17 protein-coding genes and 1 other RNA gene are annotated in these 16,654 nt (G+C 57.7%); 11 read left to right on the top strand and 7 right to left on the bottom strand.

Annotated features, from left to right (window positions below; genetic code table 11):
* Window positions 1-13: 13 nt before the first annotated feature.
* The 5 genes from ACXAH8_RS02860 to ACXAH8_RS02840 all read left to right on the top strand — a co-directional run bounded on the left by ACXAH8_RS02860 (window position 14) and on the right by ACXAH8_RS02840 (window position 3,224).
* The gene (locus ACXAH8_RS02860; RefSeq protein WP_170665087.1) at window positions 14-376 is read left to right on the top strand and encodes a DUF4345 family protein; all 363 of its coding nucleotides are present in this window, start codon (window positions 14-16) and stop codon (window positions 374-376) included.
* A 25-nt stretch (window positions 377-401) separates the two neighbouring features.
* Window positions 402-749, top strand: a transfer-messenger RNA (tmRNA) gene (gene ssrA, locus ACXAH8_RS02855).
* Window positions 750-842: 93 nt separating this feature from the next.
* On the top strand, window positions 843-1,274 hold the full coding sequence (locus ACXAH8_RS02850) for an ester cyclase (protein WP_475215886.1): 432 nt from the start codon (window positions 843-845) through the stop codon (window positions 1,272-1,274).
* Window positions 1,275-1,435: 161 nt separating this feature from the next.
* The gene (gene chrA / locus ACXAH8_RS02845) at window positions 1,436-2,689 is read left to right on the top strand and encodes a chromate efflux transporter (RefSeq protein ID WP_475215884.1); all 1,254 of its coding nucleotides are present in this window, start codon (window positions 1,436-1,438) and stop codon (window positions 2,687-2,689) included.
* A gap of 76 nt (window positions 2,690-2,765) precedes the next feature.
* Window positions 2,766-3,224, top strand: coding sequence for an SspB family protein (locus tag ACXAH8_RS02840; protein ID WP_419738003.1), 459 nt, complete (start codon window positions 2,766-2,768; stop codon window positions 3,222-3,224).
* Window positions 3,225-3,253: 29 nt separating this feature from the next.
* Here the strand turns inward: ACXAH8_RS02840 and ACXAH8_RS02835 are convergent, their stop codons facing one another.
* A complete protein-coding gene (locus ACXAH8_RS02835) occupies window positions 3,254-3,769 on the bottom strand; it encodes a hypothetical protein (RefSeq protein WP_475216272.1) in 516 nt (171 codons plus the stop codon).
* A 241-nt stretch (window positions 3,770-4,010) separates the two neighbouring features.
* Here ACXAH8_RS02835 and fumC point away from each other — a divergent pair, with 241 nt between their 5' ends.
* Genes fumC through ACXAH8_RS02815 form a run of 4 tightly spaced genes read left to right on the top strand, consistent with a single transcriptional unit; the run spans window position 4,011 to window position 6,460 of the window.
* Entirely contained in the window at window positions 4,011-5,405 is a 1,395-nt protein-coding gene (fumC, locus tag ACXAH8_RS02830) for a class II fumarate hydratase (RefSeq protein ID WP_170548552.1), read from the top strand.
* The gene (locus tag ACXAH8_RS02825) at window positions 5,405-5,581 is read left to right on the top strand and encodes a DUF4169 family protein (RefSeq protein WP_209253623.1); all 177 of its coding nucleotides are present in this window, start codon (window positions 5,405-5,407) and stop codon (window positions 5,579-5,581) included. Before fumC ends, ACXAH8_RS02825 begins: the two co-directional genes overlap by 1 nt.
* Window positions 5,578-5,799, top strand: a complete 222-nt coding sequence (locus tag ACXAH8_RS02820; RefSeq protein ID WP_170466824.1) for a ribbon-helix-helix domain-containing protein — start codon at window positions 5,578-5,580, stop codon at window positions 5,797-5,799. The genes ACXAH8_RS02825 and ACXAH8_RS02820 overlap by 4 nt, the downstream gene beginning before the upstream one ends.
* Window positions 5,800-5,857: 58 nt before the next feature.
* Window positions 5,858-6,460, top strand: a complete 603-nt coding sequence (locus ACXAH8_RS02815; protein WP_475215881.1) for a DNA-3-methyladenine glycosylase I — start codon at window positions 5,858-5,860, stop codon at window positions 6,458-6,460.
* 3 nt (window positions 6,461-6,463) lie between these two features.
* On the opposite strand, the gene ACXAH8_RS02810 is transcribed toward ACXAH8_RS02815, so the two are convergent.
* The 4 genes from ACXAH8_RS02810 to ACXAH8_RS02795 all read right to left on the bottom strand — a co-directional run bounded on the left by ACXAH8_RS02810 (window position 6,464) and on the right by ACXAH8_RS02795 (window position 10,769).
* The gene (locus ACXAH8_RS02810; protein WP_475215879.1) at window positions 6,464-7,345 is read right to left on the bottom strand and encodes a fructose bisphosphate aldolase; all 882 of its coding nucleotides are present in this window, start codon (window positions 7,343-7,345) and stop codon (window positions 6,464-6,466) included.
* Between the two features lie 73 nt (window positions 7,346-7,418).
* Complete coding sequence (locus tag ACXAH8_RS02805; protein WP_475215877.1) at window positions 7,419-8,768, bottom strand: cytochrome P450; 1,350 nt, start codon at window positions 8,766-8,768, stop codon at window positions 7,419-7,421.
* Window positions 8,768-9,961, bottom strand: coding sequence for a hypothetical protein (locus ACXAH8_RS02800; protein WP_475215875.1), 1,194 nt, complete (start codon window positions 9,959-9,961; stop codon window positions 8,768-8,770). The genes ACXAH8_RS02805 and ACXAH8_RS02800 overlap by 1 nt, the downstream gene beginning before the upstream one ends.
* A 55-nt stretch (window positions 9,962-10,016) precedes the next feature.
* Complete coding sequence (locus ACXAH8_RS02795; RefSeq protein ID WP_170458345.1) at window positions 10,017-10,769, bottom strand: cytochrome c biogenesis protein CcdA; 753 nt, start codon at window positions 10,767-10,769, stop codon at window positions 10,017-10,019.
* A gap of 105 nt (window positions 10,770-10,874) precedes the next feature.
* Between ACXAH8_RS02795 and ACXAH8_RS02790 the strand changes: the two genes are divergently transcribed.
* Complete coding sequence (locus tag ACXAH8_RS02790) at window positions 10,875-11,108, top strand: sulfurtransferase TusA family protein (RefSeq protein WP_170659611.1); 234 nt, start codon at window positions 10,875-10,877, stop codon at window positions 11,106-11,108.
* Between the two features lie 50 nt (window positions 11,109-11,158).
* On the opposite strand, the gene ACXAH8_RS02785 is transcribed toward ACXAH8_RS02790, so the two are convergent.
* Window positions 11,159-13,990, bottom strand: coding sequence for an Rne/Rng family ribonuclease (locus ACXAH8_RS02785; RefSeq protein WP_475215872.1), 2,832 nt, complete (start codon window positions 13,988-13,990; stop codon window positions 11,159-11,161).
* A 645-nt stretch (window positions 13,991-14,635) separates the two neighbouring features.
* Between ACXAH8_RS02785 and ACXAH8_RS02780 the strand changes: the two genes are divergently transcribed.
* Window positions 14,636-16,180 (top strand): trimethylamine methyltransferase family protein, encoded by a 1,545-nt coding sequence (locus tag ACXAH8_RS02780; RefSeq protein ID WP_475215869.1) that lies wholly within the window; start codon window positions 14,636-14,638, stop codon window positions 16,178-16,180.
* Window positions 16,181-16,231: 51 nt separating this feature from the next.
* Here ACXAH8_RS02780 and ACXAH8_RS02775 read toward each other — a convergent pair whose 3' ends face one another.
* A complete protein-coding gene (locus ACXAH8_RS02775) occupies window positions 16,232-16,477 on the bottom strand; it encodes an EF-hand domain-containing protein (protein WP_170373797.1) in 246 nt (81 codons plus the stop codon).
* Window positions 16,478-16,654 lie beyond the last annotated feature (177 nt).

The raw sequence follows: 16,654 nt of genomic DNA, 5'->3' as shown, positions 1-16,654 counted from the left end.
CAAAGGCACGATCATGGTACATATCCTCAACGTCATCGCGGCTCTGCTGACCATCGGCTTTGGCCTGTTCGGCTTTCTCGCACCTTTGCACACCGCGACGGCGCTGGATCTGGCCCCGACGAACAGCAACATGGGTCTGAGCGAGATGCGCGCCTCGGTCGGAGGGTTGTTCGTTGTCACGGGCATCGCCGTGATCTGGCTAAACCACCCAATGGCATACGCCATGCTGGGCGTAGCCTATGCCGGGGCGGCTTTGGGGCGGTTCGTGTCGGTGCTTCTGGACAATCCACCACTTGCTAAGGCCATGATTTTCGGGGGAATTGAACTGATCCTGGCCGTCTGGCTGATCGCCGCAAATCTGAACCGCACCCCGTGATTTACAGTGCTCTAAGGGCATTTCCGGGTTTGCATCCCGAAATCTCCTCACCTATATAAGTTCTGTCCTTCGGGACTATGGACATAAACGCGCTCGAAATAAGCGGATCGGACCCGGGGGCGGTACCCGGCGGCTCCACCAACCATCCTTCGTTTGAGGATTTTGGGGCCGAAATAGGATCGACGAACGTCTAAAGGGGTTAGCTTTGTCTCGGCTGTCTGCCACCGTTATCGGCGAAACTAGTACAATTGCAAACGACAATCGTGCTCCGGTTGCAGTTGCTGCGTAAGCAGTAACAAGACCGAAACTTAAGCCCTTGCGCCTAGCCGCGTGAGGCGGGGTTCGCAGGTACCTGGCAACAGAAACCTGCATTCCCCCACCTTATGTCTGCGTTTATTTCGGCTCAGATTCAGAGTTTATTCATCTCTTTTGTCCAAAGTCATCCCAGACAGACAGGAGGGCCGGGATGACCCATTCAGATATCTTGAAAGCGTGGTATGCCGAAGTTTGGGAACAAGGGAATACCGATGCGATTGATCAGTACTTTGCGCCGGACACTATGGCTGAGGGGCTGATCCCCGAAATGCAGGTTGGTGCCGATGATTTTCGCGATTTGGTGATGGCCTTCCGGCATATTCTGGGTGACATCTCGGTCGAACTGCCAAAGATCATCGAAAACGGGGACTGGGTATCCGGCATTTTGCACGTCAAAACCTTCCGCGCCGACAATGGCGCCCCGCTAGAGGTGACGGGCCAGGTCATGGCCCGCTTTAAAGGCGACAAAATGGTGGAGGCCTACAACCAGTTCGATTTCATATCGTTTTTTGAACAGCTTGGGCAATTCCCGCAGGATACCCTGCCCGTCTGCATGACCGGTCAGAGACTGGATTGGAGCTGAACACCCAAGCCGCCTTGACCCCAAAGTTTCTGACGCGATAGCTAAGGCCATACGTGCCGCGCGCATTCGGTGCGCGGCCGCTATTGCAGGGAAATGGGTCATGCTTCGTGATCGAAAAATCCAGCTGTCCGAGCGCATTTTTACCGTTGGGCTAACGTGACATGACGCCTTCGGTGCGCGAGCTTGTTCTGGTCTTCGGCAGAATTGGCCTTTTGTCCTTCGGCGGCCCTGCGGCGCAGATATCCTTGATGCATCAGGAGTTGGTAGACCGTCGCGCCTGGCTGTCTGAGGAAACCTATCTGCGCGCTCTTTCCCTATGCATGTTGCTGCCGGGGCCAGAGGCGATGCAGCTGGCCACTTATGCGGGCTGGCGTCTTCGGGGCGTGACCGGAGGCTTGATTGCTGGCACCCTGTTTGTTCTGCCGGGGGCAATAGTCATCTCTGCGCTGGTTCTGCTCTATGCGCGCTTCGGCACCCTGCCCCTTGTGCAAGCCGGTTTTCTGGGGATCAAGGCCACGGTCATCGTGATCGTCCTTCAAGCGCTTCTGAAGTTGTCACGAAAGGCATTAACCGACACGGAACACCGCCTCATCGCGGGGATCGGGTTCCTGGGTATCTTCCTGTTCAACTTGCCCTTTCCACTGATCATTCTGGCCGCCGCGCTATGGGGCTATGTGTCTTTCAAAGGACCCGTTGCACAGCAAGACACCTCCCCACGCGCAAGTTTTTCCGGCACCCTACGCACGGTTGCCATTTGGGTGCCGCTCTGGCTCGGACCATTGGTCCTCCTGTCCCTGTCCGGTCATCAATTGCTCAGCGACTTGGGATGGTTCTTCGCCCGTCTGGCCGTGGTGACCTTTGGCGGGGCCTACGCTGTTTTGGCCTACATGACACAGACAGTGGTCGATCAATATCAATGGATCAGCACCGGCCAGATGATCGACGCGTTGGGCCTTGCGGAAACCACCCCCGGGCCGTTGATTCTGGTCACGCAATTCGTCGCGATGCTGACCGGACAAATCAACGGAGGGGTCTCGCTGGCCTTCGCCGCAGGTGCGGTTGCGCTATGGGCGACGTTCGTTCCGTGTTTCCTTTGGATCTTTCTGGCCGCTCCGTACTTGGACAAACTGGCGACCCGCCCTCGGCTCTCTGCCGCTTTGCATGGCATAACGGCAGCCGTCGTAGGTGTGATTCTCAACCTCTCCGTGTGGTTCGCCTTGAACGTTCTATTCGGTGCGCTCACGCAATACAGTTGGGGGCCTGTCTCGATACCTCTACCTGGGTGGGACTCGCTAAACCTCACTGCGGTTGCGCTCACTATCGCCGCTGGGGTATTGATTTTTCGGGCAAAATTAGGGATGGCAACGGTTCTGGCACTGATGTCCGTCACTGGCATCGCTATCCAGCTATTATGATCAATCCGGCGATACCCGCCCTTTCGTTTCCAGCTAAAACGCCTATGCTGGAGGCAACCACTTTCGAGGATGACACATGTCGCAAGACATCGACTATGGAAACCTGATGCACACCGCCATGCGCGGGCTGATCAAAACCGTTCTGACCGGTGTCTCTGAAACCGGGCTACCAGGCGCGCACCATTTCTTCATCACGTTTGATACAAGAGAAGACGGCGTCGACATCGCGGACTGGCTGCGTGACCGCTATCCCGAAGAGATGACGATTGTGATGCAGCACTGGTTCGAAAACCTTGAGGTCGGCGAAAACGGCTTTGCGATTACGTTGAACTTCGGCGATGCGCCGGAACCGCTCTACATCCCCTACACGGCTATTAAAACCTTCGTGGATCCGTCCGTCGAATTCGGCCTGCGCTTTGAAGGTCCCGAGGATGACGACACGGAAGAGGATTTCGTAGAAGAGACAATTGAGGTCGAAGAACCCGAGGTTCATCACGACGCCGACGTCGTCTCATTGGACAGCTTTCGCAAATAGGCAATCACGCCCCGCGCCCGACGCGGGGCTTATTGCTTTTGCAAAAAGGTCTCTACCGCACGGGATTTGTTGCCGTTGATAAAACGCGAGAAAGACAGGTTCAGCCCGCCCTCGGCCAGGGTGCGATCATATTGCTGCAGTTCGTAGCCGCCCTGCGCATCAATAAACAGGGAAAACACGGTCATCGTGTCCCCCTCAATCCGCCCCCAGACAAAAGGCTCACCTTTCATCGGATCCAGAGGCACCTCATGGCCGAATACATTCCGTTGCATAGCAGCCGAAAACACATCGGGTCGGTCCGAGGGCACAAAATCCACCGAGAATTTCTGTTGCTTAACTCGCCCGTCCAGCTTGTAGGTCGTTGTGGTCCAGCTGACATTGAACCCGTGGCGGGTTTCATGGATCGAAACGCTCATATCCCGAGGCGTTGCAGTTCCATCTACGTCGACAACATTGGCGGATCCGGTGTAATCCCCGACGAACGGCGTAATACTGGATGCGTTCGCCAGCGTGCCAAGCAGGACCAGCCCTATGGCCAACAGCATGGTTTTCAACGGGATCATCCGAGCTGAGATTGGCATTTCATCCTCCACGATGGCCACACATATATTGTAGCTCAGCGGCAGGCGCGCACAATGGGGCTCGTGCGCGCGATTGGAACAATTTCACCCGCCTTGCGCCTATACCTTGGGTTTTGTTGAGTTTAAGCTGCGCGCAACTGGCCAATTGCGTTGCGGCGCTGCCTTGGCTAAACGGCATACAACTGCATACCAGACGGAGTACCCGATGTCTCAGACCCGCACCGAATCCGACAGCTTTGGCCCGCTCGAGGTTCCCGCTGACAAGTACTGGGGGGCGCAGACGCAGCGCTCGATTATGAACTTCCCCATCGGTTGGGAGAAGCAGCCCGTAGCCATCGTGCGCGCTCTGGGCGTGATCAAAAAAGCCTGCGCAATGGAGAACAAAGCGACCGGCAAGCTGGACGCCAAGATCGCCGACGCGATCATTCAAGCCGCTGGCGAGGTGATCGAGGGCAAGTTCGACGACAACTTCCCTCTGGTCGTATGGCAGACCGGCTCGGGCACGCAGTCCAACATGAACTCGAATGAAGTGATCGCAAACCGCGCGATCGAGATTCTGGGCGGCGTGATCGGCTCGAAAGACCCGGTTCACCCAAATGATCACTGCAACATGGGCCAATCGTCGAACGACACATTCCCGACCGCGATGCATATCGCAACTGCGGTCAGCGTGCGCGACGTGCTGCTGCCCGGTCTTACCAAATTTGCCGAAACGCTTGAGAAAAAGGCGGCTGAATTCGCGGGTATAATCAAGATCGGTCGCACTCATACGCAGGATGCGACTCCCCTGACACTGGAACAGGAATTCGGAGCTTACGCCCATCAGATCCGTCAGGGCATTACCCGCGTTGAGGCTGCAATGCCCGGTATTTACGAGCTGGCGCAGGGTGGTACCGCCGTTGGAACTGGGTTGAACACCCATGGTGGATGGGACGAAGCCGTCGCAGCTAACATGGCTGAAATTACTGGCCTGCCCTTTGTAACCGCTCCGAACAAATTTGAAGCCCTAGCCGCGCATGACGCCATGGTCTTCTTGTCGGGTGCATTGGCGACCATCGCCGGGTCTTGCTACAAGATTGCTAACGACATTCGCTTGCTAGGCTCAGGCCCCCGCTCGGGTCTGGGCGAGCTAATTCTGCCTGAAAACGAGCCAGGGTCTTCCATTATGCCTGGTAAAGTGAACCCGACACAGGCCGAAGCCCTCACTCAGGTGGCCGCACATGTCATGGGCAATGATGCTGCGATCAAGTTTGCGGGATCTCAGGGTCATTTCCAGCTGAATGTCTACAACCCTATGATGTCCTACAACCTTCTGCAGTCGATCCAACTGCTGGGCGACGCCACCGACAGCTTTACCGAACGGATGCTGTCGGGCATTCAAGCCAACGAACCGCGCATCGACAAGCTGATGAAGGAATCGCTGATGCTGGTAACCGCTCTGGCCCCCACAATCGGCTATGACAACGCCACCACGGTTGCCAAAACGGCGCATAAGAACGGCACGACCCTCAAGGAAGAGGCCATCGCGCTAGGCTTTGTCGATGAAGAGACCTTTGACGCCGTCGTGCGCCCCGAACAGATGATCGGCCCGAAAGACTGATGGGTAAGCCGGTCAACTTGAACCGGTATCGGAAAGAGAAAGCGCGGGCCGAGAAAAAGGCCCGCGCGGATCAGAACGCGGTCGCCTTCGGGCGCAGCAAGGCCGAAAAACAGGTCGTGAAGCTGCAAAAAGACAAGCAGACCCGCGATCTGGACAATCACGAGCTGGATGAATGAGCGGCCCTCCTGTCAAACGCTCTCTGACCCTCAAAGGTCATCGCACGTCGGTTTCGCTTGAGGATGAATTCTGGCGTGCCTTTCGCGATATTGCCGAAGAAAAACAACAACCCATCAATGCTTTGGCTGCAGATATTGATGTTGCACGTGACCCTGAAACGGGGCTGGCATCGGCCATTCGCGTTTTCGTTCTGAACTGGTACCGCGACAAGCTTTGATGCTTGTCAGAGCCTCAGCTTTGAGTGTAGCCTGAGCGAGAACAAAATAGGTACATTCATGAGCAAAACAGTTTTGAGTCCAGATGGGCGCGCCCGATGCGCATGGTGTCAAGCGGCGCCTGAGTTCTTCGACTATCATGACACGGAATGGGGTTACCCGGTGTCCGATGATCGACGATTGTTCGAAAAACTGTGTCTTGAGAGCTTTCAGTCCGGCCTCAGCTGGCGCACGATCCTGAACAAGCGCGAGAATTTTCGCCGTGCCTTTTGCGATTTTGATTTCAACAAGATGGCCGATTTTTCTGAGGCAGATATCGAACGCCTTTTGCAAGATGCAGGTATCATCCGCCATCGCGGAAAGATCGAAGCTGTGATCAACAACGCCCGTCGCGCGCAGGAGTTGGTGGCGCAGGAAGGTTCCCTCGCGGCCTATGTCTGGCGGTATGAACCGACCTCACCGCCAGAGCCACAGACCGCCAGCACCTCAGCCGAGTCAGTGGCGATGTCGAAAGACCTGAAAAAGCGGGGCTGGAAGTTTGTCGGCCCCACCACCGTTTTTGCCTTCATGCAGGCGATGGGACTGATCAATGATCACGCGATAGGCTGCGTCAGCCGGGAAAAAGCGGCACAGATGCGCCGCGATTTCGTCAAACCGGTTTAGGCGTCACGCGGACGCTTTGAAGATCTTGTCGATATTGCTGCCGAGCGCGGCGTTGAATTCCGCATCCGATTGCTGTTTCGACAGCCCCTCGGTCAGTGCGCGCGAGAAAGATGCGATCATCTTGCCGTTCTTACCCAGAAGATCACAGGCCTGCTCGGTCGAGTAGCCACCCGACAGGGCTACGACGCGCAGAACACGTGGGTGATCGGCTAGTTCATCATAGAGGTTCGCAGAGCTTGGGATGGTCAGCTTCAGCATGACCTCCTGCCCCTCGGCCAGTTGGTCGAGGTTTTTCAGGATTTCAGCTTTCAGGATGTCCTCGGCCTCGGCTTTGGTCTCCGAGCTGATGTTCACCTCAGGCTCGACAATCGGAACCATGCCAGCGTCGGTCACAACGCGGGCCACGTCGAATTGCTGGGCAACAACGGCGGCGATGCCTTCGGCGTTGGCTTCGTGGATAACCGAGCGCTCTTTGGTGCCAAACACGCTTTCCGCTTGGGCCAGAGTCTCGGCCAGGCCTGGGATCGGCTTCATCATTTGCACACCGTTTGCAGTCTCTTCCAGACCCTTGTCGATTTTCAGAAACGGCACGATCCCTTTGACGGACCACAGGTAATCGGCAACCTTGCGACCTTCGATCTCTTCGCCAAGAGTGCGTTCGAACAGAATCGCGCCGATCACTTTGTCCTTGGTGAAGTCATCCGCCAGGATGATCCGCGCGCGCATGTTCTGGATTTCGCCGAACATCTCTTCTTCCGAGGCGTATTGCGCAGCGTCCACACCGTAGAGTGCCAGAGCTTTCGGGGTTGATCCGCCGCTTTGATCCAGTGCTGCAATAAAGCCTGCTCCGTCTGACATCTGCGCGCGCTGTTCTGCTTTGGACATAGTATTTTCCCGTTCAAGACTGATTCCGATTTCCTTCACCGCATACAGCACAGTTCTGGGTGATGGTAGTTTGTTAGCGCTCAACCACGCGCAACCAAATGCCATCCTGCGATCTGACCGTCAGATGAGCCACCGGAACGGGCGTTTTGTCCGGGATTGTTTCGAATCTGAAATGGCGCAGCAGTGTGGATAGGATCAATGGCCCCTCGACCATCGCAAACCCGGCCCCGGGACAGACGCGAGGGCCGCTCGAGAAGGGAATGTAGGCTTCGCGCTGACAGGTTTTGCCGTTTTCCGTGCCCCAACGATTGGGATCGAAACCATCCGGGTTGTCCCACAGCCGTTCCTGCCGATGCAGATGCCATGGGCTGATAACGATCTGTGAGCCTTTTGGAATGTCTCTGTTGCGAAACCTCTCGGGGCAACTGGCCTTCCGGACCATCATCGGCACCGGCGGATAGAGCCTCAGGGCCTCGCGGAACACATCCCGGCTGAGTTTCAGCTTGGACATCACCGCGAAAGACCGGTCCTCAAGCGCTTCTGCTTCATTCGCCAATCTCTCCTGCCACTCGGGGTACAGCGCCATCAGGTAGAAAGTCCACGCTAGGGCCGACGCGCTGGTTTCGTGTCCGGCCAGAAAAAAGATCGCAACCTGATCGACCATCTCCTCCGGTTCAAAACACTTGCCGGTTTCCGGGTCGTGAGTCGTCATGATCTTGGTTGCCAGATCATCAGGCGCGCGATCCGCAGCAATCGCCGCAGCCCGATCTTTCGTGAGTTTGGCAATCAGGGCGCGGATCTCTTGCGCGGTTCCGCGCGTCTTTGGCGAATGAAACCGGGGCAACCAACGTGGGAGCGGCACAAAGGCGGCGAGGTTCAACAAGGGCTGCTCACGCTGATAGGCCCGGAACCTATCGAACACCTGTGCGGCAATGTTTTGCTCGATGGGCACGGAAAACAGGGTTCGGAAAATCACATCAGCGGCGGCATGGCTGGTGACCTGTTCACACTCGACTTGCGTTCCCGCCAAAGGGCGCAGCCGATCCACACAAGCGTCAGCGGCGGCGAGCATGGCAGGGAACGTATCCTTCAGCCGACCGCCCTCAAAAGCAGGGTCAATGATACGACGCTGGTGCTTCCACATCGCGCCGTTGGTCAGAAACACGGAATCCCCGAGCAACGGCCGCAACCCCTCGCTGATGCGATTGGATTTCGGAAAATCATCTGGACGTTTCTTGAGGACCTCATCCACCAAATCCGGCTGATTGATCATGTAGGACCTGAAGAAAGGCGTGCGAAACTCAGCCATCCACGCGCGATAGAGGCGCTGAGGCTGCGCTGACAGCAGGTCCTGCCGGAACAATTTCAGATAGCGCCAGAGAGACACACGATCCGGGCGAGACTGCGGCTTGGGCGGCTTCATCAGCACGTATCCGTGTATCTGGAAACCGGCGTCTCGATCCGGCTGTTCGAAGGCGCGCGGTCTTTGAACCGTTCTGCCAGTGTCAGAGGTCCCGCAGTGATGCGAAAATAGTCATATGTGCCCGGTCGATCAAAGGCGCAGAGGTATTGAAAATGCAGCCGGAAAAACCTCCACCGCAAGGCTTTCCACCGCTCGTGCGACAGCGTCTGTGTAAACGCGGCGGACAGGACCAAAGGCCATTTCTTGGCGGGACCCGCGACACCGCTAACGGCGACCGGATCACATAGGGCGAAAGAACAGCCATCACCGGGCGCTGAGACATCCACCCATGTCAAATAGGTTTGCGTAGACAGGAACTGAAGGTCCGACCTGAGTTTCTGCGCATTGGGTAGGAACGAGACCATCGGAACCACTTGCCCGAGTGTCAGAAACGACAGTGCTGGCCCACCTGCGGTCTGTCTGCGCAAAACATCCGCCAGAACAGAAACGCCAAGATGCGCCCCCGAGCTATGGCCGACGACCAGAACCTCATCCACATCCGTCTCTAGCGCGGCCTCGATCAAATCCGCGAACTCCTCAAGACGGTGCTGCAGCTTGTCCGGCGTCTCCCCCTGAAATTGCGCCGAGTATGCGTAATCATGCATCAGGTAATAGGCGAAAAGCCGATTGTCGATTTTGCGGAACCAGCTCAGCAAGCCATAGGCCAAAGCCAAACCCGGCAGCAGCCCCCACCATCCAGCCAGAGTGACCGCAAGGAACACGACGAATACGGCGGCGAGAAGTTGCAGCAGCAGCATCCCCACCGGATAGAGCGCCGCAATCACCGGGCCTTTTCTCAGTTTCTGCAGTCTCTTCAAAGTTCCTGTTGAGATATAGGTCCACGCAGTCTGACCAAGTTGCCGGTAGGTCGCCAGAATTGAGCCCGACATGCTGTCCTGCACGATATCGGACCAAACCAGAACCTCGACATCCGTTTGAACCTCAACCCCGTCCTGAACGGACGAAACATGCCAGCCAAACGGGCCATTGCCCGTCTTAGGCGCAAGCGTGACCTGATATCCCGAGATCTTAGCCTGCGCTTGCGACTCGGTCCGGTACAGCTCGCGGTAACGCCGCGCAGGGATCGGGTCGTAGCCGGGAATGTATAACACATGCCGCCTGCGCAGCTGTGGCTGATTTATCTGACTGCTCATGGCCTTACCTTCTGCTGCGCAGGTTAACGCAGCATTGCGGCCAAGGTAAGGTGGATCAGCCCAGAACCGCCAGCGCCGGGAAGGTTTCCAGCAGCCACCAGCTGAATTCGGTGAAGAGGCCCGTGATCAGCATGATGCCCACGAACAGAAGAAGCCCGCCCATGACCTTCTCGATCGTGCCCATATAGGGTTTGATCCGGTTCATGACACCCATCGAGCGATTCAGGAACATCGCAGCCAGCAGGAACGGGATGCCCAGACCCGCCGCATAGACGCCGAGCAACAAAGTGCCCCGCGCGACCGACGCCTCAGATGCGGCCAGCGACAGGATTGCACCCAACTGAGGGCCAATACACGGCGTCCAGCCAAAGGCAAAAGCGAGACCCAGAATATAGGCGCCAAAGACCGTACCGCCGGAGTCACCGGTTTCAACCCGCGCTTCGCGGTCAAGTAGAGGTATGCGGAAAACGTTCAGAAAGTGCAGACCAAAGACAATCACCACCGCACCCGAGAGTTTGGCGAAAAGCACCTGATTTTTCAGAACAAACGCCCCGAAGGCCGAGGCGGTAAAGCCAAGCAGCAGGAACACGGTCGACAGACCCAAAACGAAGAACAAGGCGGTCAAAGTCGCCTTGCGCCGGGCGCGGGCCTGATCCTGCATTTCGTTGATGCTGACGCCGCTCATATACGCCAGATACGGCGGCACGATGGGCAGCACACAGGGCGACAGAAAGCTGATCAAACCGCCGATCAGGGCAATGAACATAGCAGGCAGCAGACCCGCGTCGATGATATCTATTCCGAACATGTTTCAGCACATATGGTATGGAGGCGGCTTCGTCACGGGGCTATTAAGTCACATCCTCGTGGTTGCGCGCTGGACACTGCGCCTTGGGCGAAATATCTGAGCCTTATGTCTAATCCTACTGAAACCCTCGATGCCGTGGGTCTGCTGTGCCCTTTGCCCGTGTTGAAAGCGCGCAAAAGGTTGAAGTCTTTGCCCGATGGTGCCGTGTTGCGCGTGCTGGCAGATGATCCTGCGGCGATAGTTGATGTCCCGCATTTTTGCGCGGAGAGCGGCCACACGCTACTGTCGCAAGGGGAAGAGAACGGCCATCAGGTGTATCTGATCCAGAAAGCGGGCTAAGACCCAAACTATCAAACGAAAAAGGCGGGCCTCAAGCCCGCCTTTTCATTTTAGCTTCCCAGCGACCACCAACCGCGCCGTTTTGGCTTGGGCGGCTCTGCCGGTTGTTCCGGCTCTTCCGAAACCGTTTCCAGAACGGGCTCGGCTGCGGTTTCTTCTACTGCGGGTGCGGCCTCAACCTCGGCAACCTCTTCGACCGGAGCGGGTTCCTCAGCCGGTTGAGCTTCGACCGGTTCTTCTGCTTCCACCGCCTCAGCGGCCTCTGCGGTTTCAACAGCCTCAGCAGTTTCTTCGATCTCTTGAGCCGGTTCCGGTGTGGCTTCTGCAACCTCCGCGACTTCCGCAGGAGCCTCTTCAACCTGTTCCGGAGCAACCTCAGCCTCTGCAACCACATCGGTTGCTCCCACTGGGATGTCTTCCTTAGCCTCAGCCTCCTGTTCGGGGGCATCCTGCGCTTCGGCTTCAACGTCTTTCTTCTTGCGACGCGGCGCACGGCGGCGCTTGGGCTTGGCCGGCTTTTCGTCCTCGTCCGATGCCTCAGGAACGTCTTCCGTCTTGGTTTCGTCCGAGGAAGCCTCGGCAGCCGAGTCTTCAGCCGCTTCCGATGCCTCAGCCTCTTGCTGATCGCTACCGCCCTTCTTACGGCGACGACGACGACGCTTGCGCTTGGGCTTGGATTCTTCTTCGGCCTGAACCGCCTCTTCTTCGGTCTCTTCCTCTTCGGTTGCGTCAACCAGATCCATCAGTGACGCATCGACGGACACGACCGGAGCGGTCGCTTCGGGCACGATCCGGCTGGCGGTCTTGAACTTCTCAAGCGAGAAATCAGGGCTGACCAGATGCATGTCGCCTTCGACGCGCACGGACAGACCATAGCGCGCCTCAATCTGGGCGATATGTTCGCGCTTCTGGTTCATCAGGAAGTTGGCAATGCTGACCGGGCAGCGCACCAGAACCTCGCGAGAGCGGCGGCGGGTGCCTTCTTCCTCGATCTGGCGCAGGATTGACAGCGCCATGTTGTCGTCCGAGCGGATCAGGCCGGTGCCATGACAGGCCGGGCACGGCTGCGTCGTCGCCTCGAGCATACCGGGGCGCAGGCGCTGGCGGCTCATCTCCAACAGGCCAAAGCCCGAGATACGACCCACCTGAATACGCGCGCGGTCGGTTTTCAGCTTGTCCTTCAGGCGTTTTTCGACCGCCGTGTTGTTCTTGCGCTCGTCCATATCGATGAAGTCGATGACGATCAGACCGGCAAGGTCACGCAGGCGCAACTGGCGCGCCACTTCCTCGGCGGCCTCAAGGTTGGTCTTGAGCGCGGTTTCCTCGATCGAGCCTTCCTTGGTCGCCCGACCCGAGTTCACGTCGATCGCCACCAGCGCTTCGGTCACGCCGATCACGATGTAGCCACCGGATTTCAGCTGTACGGTCGGGTTGAACATCCCGGCCAGATAGCTTTCCACCTGATAGCGCGCGAACAGAGGCAACGCGTCTTCATACCTTTTCACGTTCTTGGCGTGGGACGGCATGATCATCTTCATGAAGTCCTTGGCGATACGGTAACCGCCCTCGCCTTCGACCAAGACCTCGTCGATGTCGCGGTTATAGAGGTCACGGATCGACCGTTTGATCAGGTCGCCTTCCTCATAGATTTTTGCGGGCGCGATGGATTTCAGCGTCAGCTCGCGAATCTGCTCCCACATGCGCTGCAGGTATTCATAGTCGCGCTTGATCTCGGACTTCGTGCGTTTGGCCCCTGCGGTCCGGATGATCAGGCCGGCGCCAGTTGGCACGTCAATCTCGGCAGCGATTTCCTTCAGCTTCTTGCGGTCGGGCGCGTTGGTGATCTTGCGGCTGATGCCGCCGCCGCGTGCGGTGTTGGGCATCAGGACGCAGTAGCGACCGGCCAGCGACAGATAGGTGGTCAGCGCGGCGCCCTTGTTGCCCCGTTCTTCTTTGACGACCTGCACCAGCAGAACCTGGCGCACTTTGATCACTTCCTGGATCTTGTAGCGGCGCGGGCGCGGCTTGCGCGGAGGACGGATATCCTCGCTGTCGTCCTCATCTGCGACCGATTCAATCGAATCATCCTTGGCGGTCGGATCAGACTTTTTATCTTCATCGTCGGAGTCGTCGCCTTCGGCAGGCTCTGTCTCAGTGGTTTCTGCCTCAGGCGCAGCCTGCGCGGTTTCCTCGGAGTCAGCCTCTGCTTCTTCCGCATCAGCAGTAGCTTCGGGCTGCGCTTCCGCGTCGGTTTCAGCCTGCTCATCAGAGGTCGCCTCAACGGTCTCGACCTCAGCAGTCTCTTCTTCTGCGGTCGGCGCGTCAGTGCTCTCAGACGCTTCATCCTCAGAAGGTTCTTCCACCGGCGTCTCGGCAACCGTCTCCATCGGAGAGGTCCCCTCGGGCACTGTCAGATCATCACTCTCTTCGCTGTCGTCGAGATCAATGGTCTCCATACCCGTCGGCTCGGACGTGACATCCAATGTCTCGACCGGATCGTTCGACTTGACGTTTGCTGCCTTGCTGCGCGACCGCGAGCGGCGTTTCTTGGGCTTGGCTTCCTCGGCCTCATCACGCGCCTTCATCGCCTCGGCATAGGCGCGCTCTTCCTCCATCAGCGCCTCACGGTCGGCGACGGGGATCTGATAATAGTCGGGATGAATTTCCGAAAACGCCAAGAAACCATGGCGATTGCCGCCATAGTCCACGAATGCCGCCTGCAGAGACGGTTCGACCCGGGTAACTTTTGCTAGATAGATATTGCCAGCAAGCTGGCGTTTGTTTTCGGATTCAAAATCGAACTCCTCGACCTTGTTTCCGTCAACCACCACAACCCGAGTTTCCTCGGCGTGGGTGGCATCGATAAGCATTTTCTTAGCCATGTGTCCTTGATGCACCGCGCCAAACGCGTTGTCCTGACCCATCCAGGCGGACAGGCACTTTTGGGGAGGTGACTTGTACGGGCGATATCAGACGGCGCGCGGCAGGGTCTGGCGCTGTGGCCCCCTGCCCGGTCTCTCAAACGTTGCGCGCGCGTCATCGCGGTTCTTCTCCGACAGGCGCGATCTTGGTCGCTGCCTGCCCATTTATTCCTTTCGCCCGGAATTTTCCGGGCTCAGGCACTCCATTGCCCCGACGGGGGCACAATCGGTCTGCCATGCCGTGAAAGATCGATCATCACATGCGGCACAGCAGCGAAACTCAAAAAAGCGGGACTTATGGGCGTCAAAATCGCCAAGCCCGTTCGGACACAATAAAAGCAGTCCTGTGGAAAAGACAATGGGCAAACGTCATGTGACCGAGAAAGCAACATAATTGACAGCTAGGTCGCAAACAGAACAGACTTAAATCTACCGCTGCTCAGGATAGGGCTGAAAGTCCGAGGAACTGAATGCACAACGAAGTCTGGAAAATACGTCTGATCAGCCGCACGATTGGCGCGGATCGTGGGCGTGCGGCACGGGGACGCCCAGCACAGGTCTGATTTTGATCGCAATCTCAATCACCTGAATAATCGGATACCTAAAATGAACGAACAAACTCGCAGCTCTGCAAGAACTGGCGGACGCGCAGCGCGTCGTGCCGCCCGCGCCGCAGCCCTGCCCGACCACCTGCGCCCGGTCCGCCCGGGGATGGAGGGCGGCACCTACAAGCCTCTGACCCAAGCGCAGATGGAGCGTATTCACGAAGCGGCGCTTCAGGCTCTGGAAACCATCGGGCTGGCGGACGCTCCGCAAAGCGGGATCGACTATCTGGTAGGCGCTGGGTGCAGTCTTGGTGACGATGGGCGCATTCGTTTCCCTCGCGCACTGGTCGAGGACACGATCGCAAAGGCAAACCGCTCGGTCACTCTATATAGTCGAAACGGCAAGACGGATCTGGAGCTGAGCGGGACGAAGGTTCACTACGGCACGGCGGGTGCCGCGGTTAGTATGGTCGATGTGGATGGGCGGAACTACCGCGACTCGACCGTGCAGGACCTGCACGATGCCTCTCGCATATGCGAGCAGCTCGACAATATCCACTTCGTTCAGCGCCCCATGGTGTGCCGTGACATCGCCGACAACCTCGAGATGGACCTGAACACGATCTACGCGGCGTGCGCGGGTACTTTCAAACATATCGGTACCTCCTTTACCGAACCCAGCCACGTCGCCCCGGCGATGGAGATGATCCACATGATCGCCGGCGGTGAGGATAAATGGCGCGAACGTCCTTTCATCTCGAACTCGAACTGCTTTGTTGTGCCGCCCATGAAATTCGCAACCGAAAGCTGCGAGGTCATGGAAGCGGTGATCAAAGCTGGGATGCCGGTCCTGTTGCTGTCGGCTGGCATGGCCGGAGCAACTGCACCGTCGACCATCGCAGGGGCAATCACTCAAGCGACCGCGGAATGCCTGGCCGGTCTGGTCTACGTAAACGCCGTGGTGCCCGGCGCGCCTGCCGTGTTTGGCACTTGGCCCTTCGGTCTGGACCTCCGCACTGGGGCGATGTCCGTGGGATCGGGCGAACAGGCGCTGCTGAGCGCGGGATGCGCCCAGATGCATAATTTCTACAACCTTCCGGGTGGAACCGCTGCCGGAGCGTCGGATTCGAAACTGCCCGACATGCAGGCCGGATGGGAGCAGATGTGTTCAAACGTCATGACCGGCCTATCCGGCGCCAATATGATCTACGAGGCTGCCGGTATGCACGCGTCCCTTCTCGGGTTCTGCCTTGAGAGCCTGATCCTGGGCGATGACCTGATCGGACAGGCACAACGCTGCGTGCGTGGAATTGAGGTGTCGGACGAAACCCTGGCGCTGGATCAAATCGCCGAGGTGTGTATGGGCGGGCCCGGCCACTATCTCGGTACGGATGCGACGCTTAGCCGGATGCAGGCGGACTATGTGTATCCAACCTTCGGCGACCGCACCTCACCCAAGGAATGGGCGGAATTGGACAAGCCAGATCTGATCAAAAAGGCCATCGCAAGGAAAAACGAAATCCTCTCCAGCCCGTCTGCAGCGAATTTCGACCCTCTGCTGGACGCGGAAATTCGCGCCAAATTCAACATTCACTTGCCGTTGTAAGAAATTGAAAAGCGGCCCGATTTTACTCGGGCCGCTGAAAAATGTCAGCAATCAGCCGTTGCTTGGGGGCAGCAGACCAGCTTCTTGTGCAATGGCGATTTCATCCGCATCTAATGCGCCATCCCCATTTGCATCCATGGCCGAGAACGTATCGGCGTTAACCTCGGGCACGACGGCTTGAACCTCTTCGATGGTCAACACGCCATCTCCATTTGCGTCGGCTGCCGATTGTGCAGTGGCCAGAGTGGGCATTGCGAGTGCTACAGCCGCGAGAGCGGTCAGATATTTCGGTGTCATAAGTTTGCCTCCTGAGTGAATATTTGGATTTTCCGTCCGGACGAGCGCAAGAAACCTCAGGACCGAGCCACCGTCACCCGTATAGCGAGATCGAGGCCACTTCGCGCCAATCTCCGCGTGTTTGGCCGAGTCGCCTCTGCGGCTTGTTGCCGGGCAAAAATCCCCCATCGCGCCTCG

The organism is Ruegeria sp. ABV3_008 (genome assembly GCF_056161185.1).
This window is presented reverse-complemented; position numbering and strand designations above follow the sequence as displayed.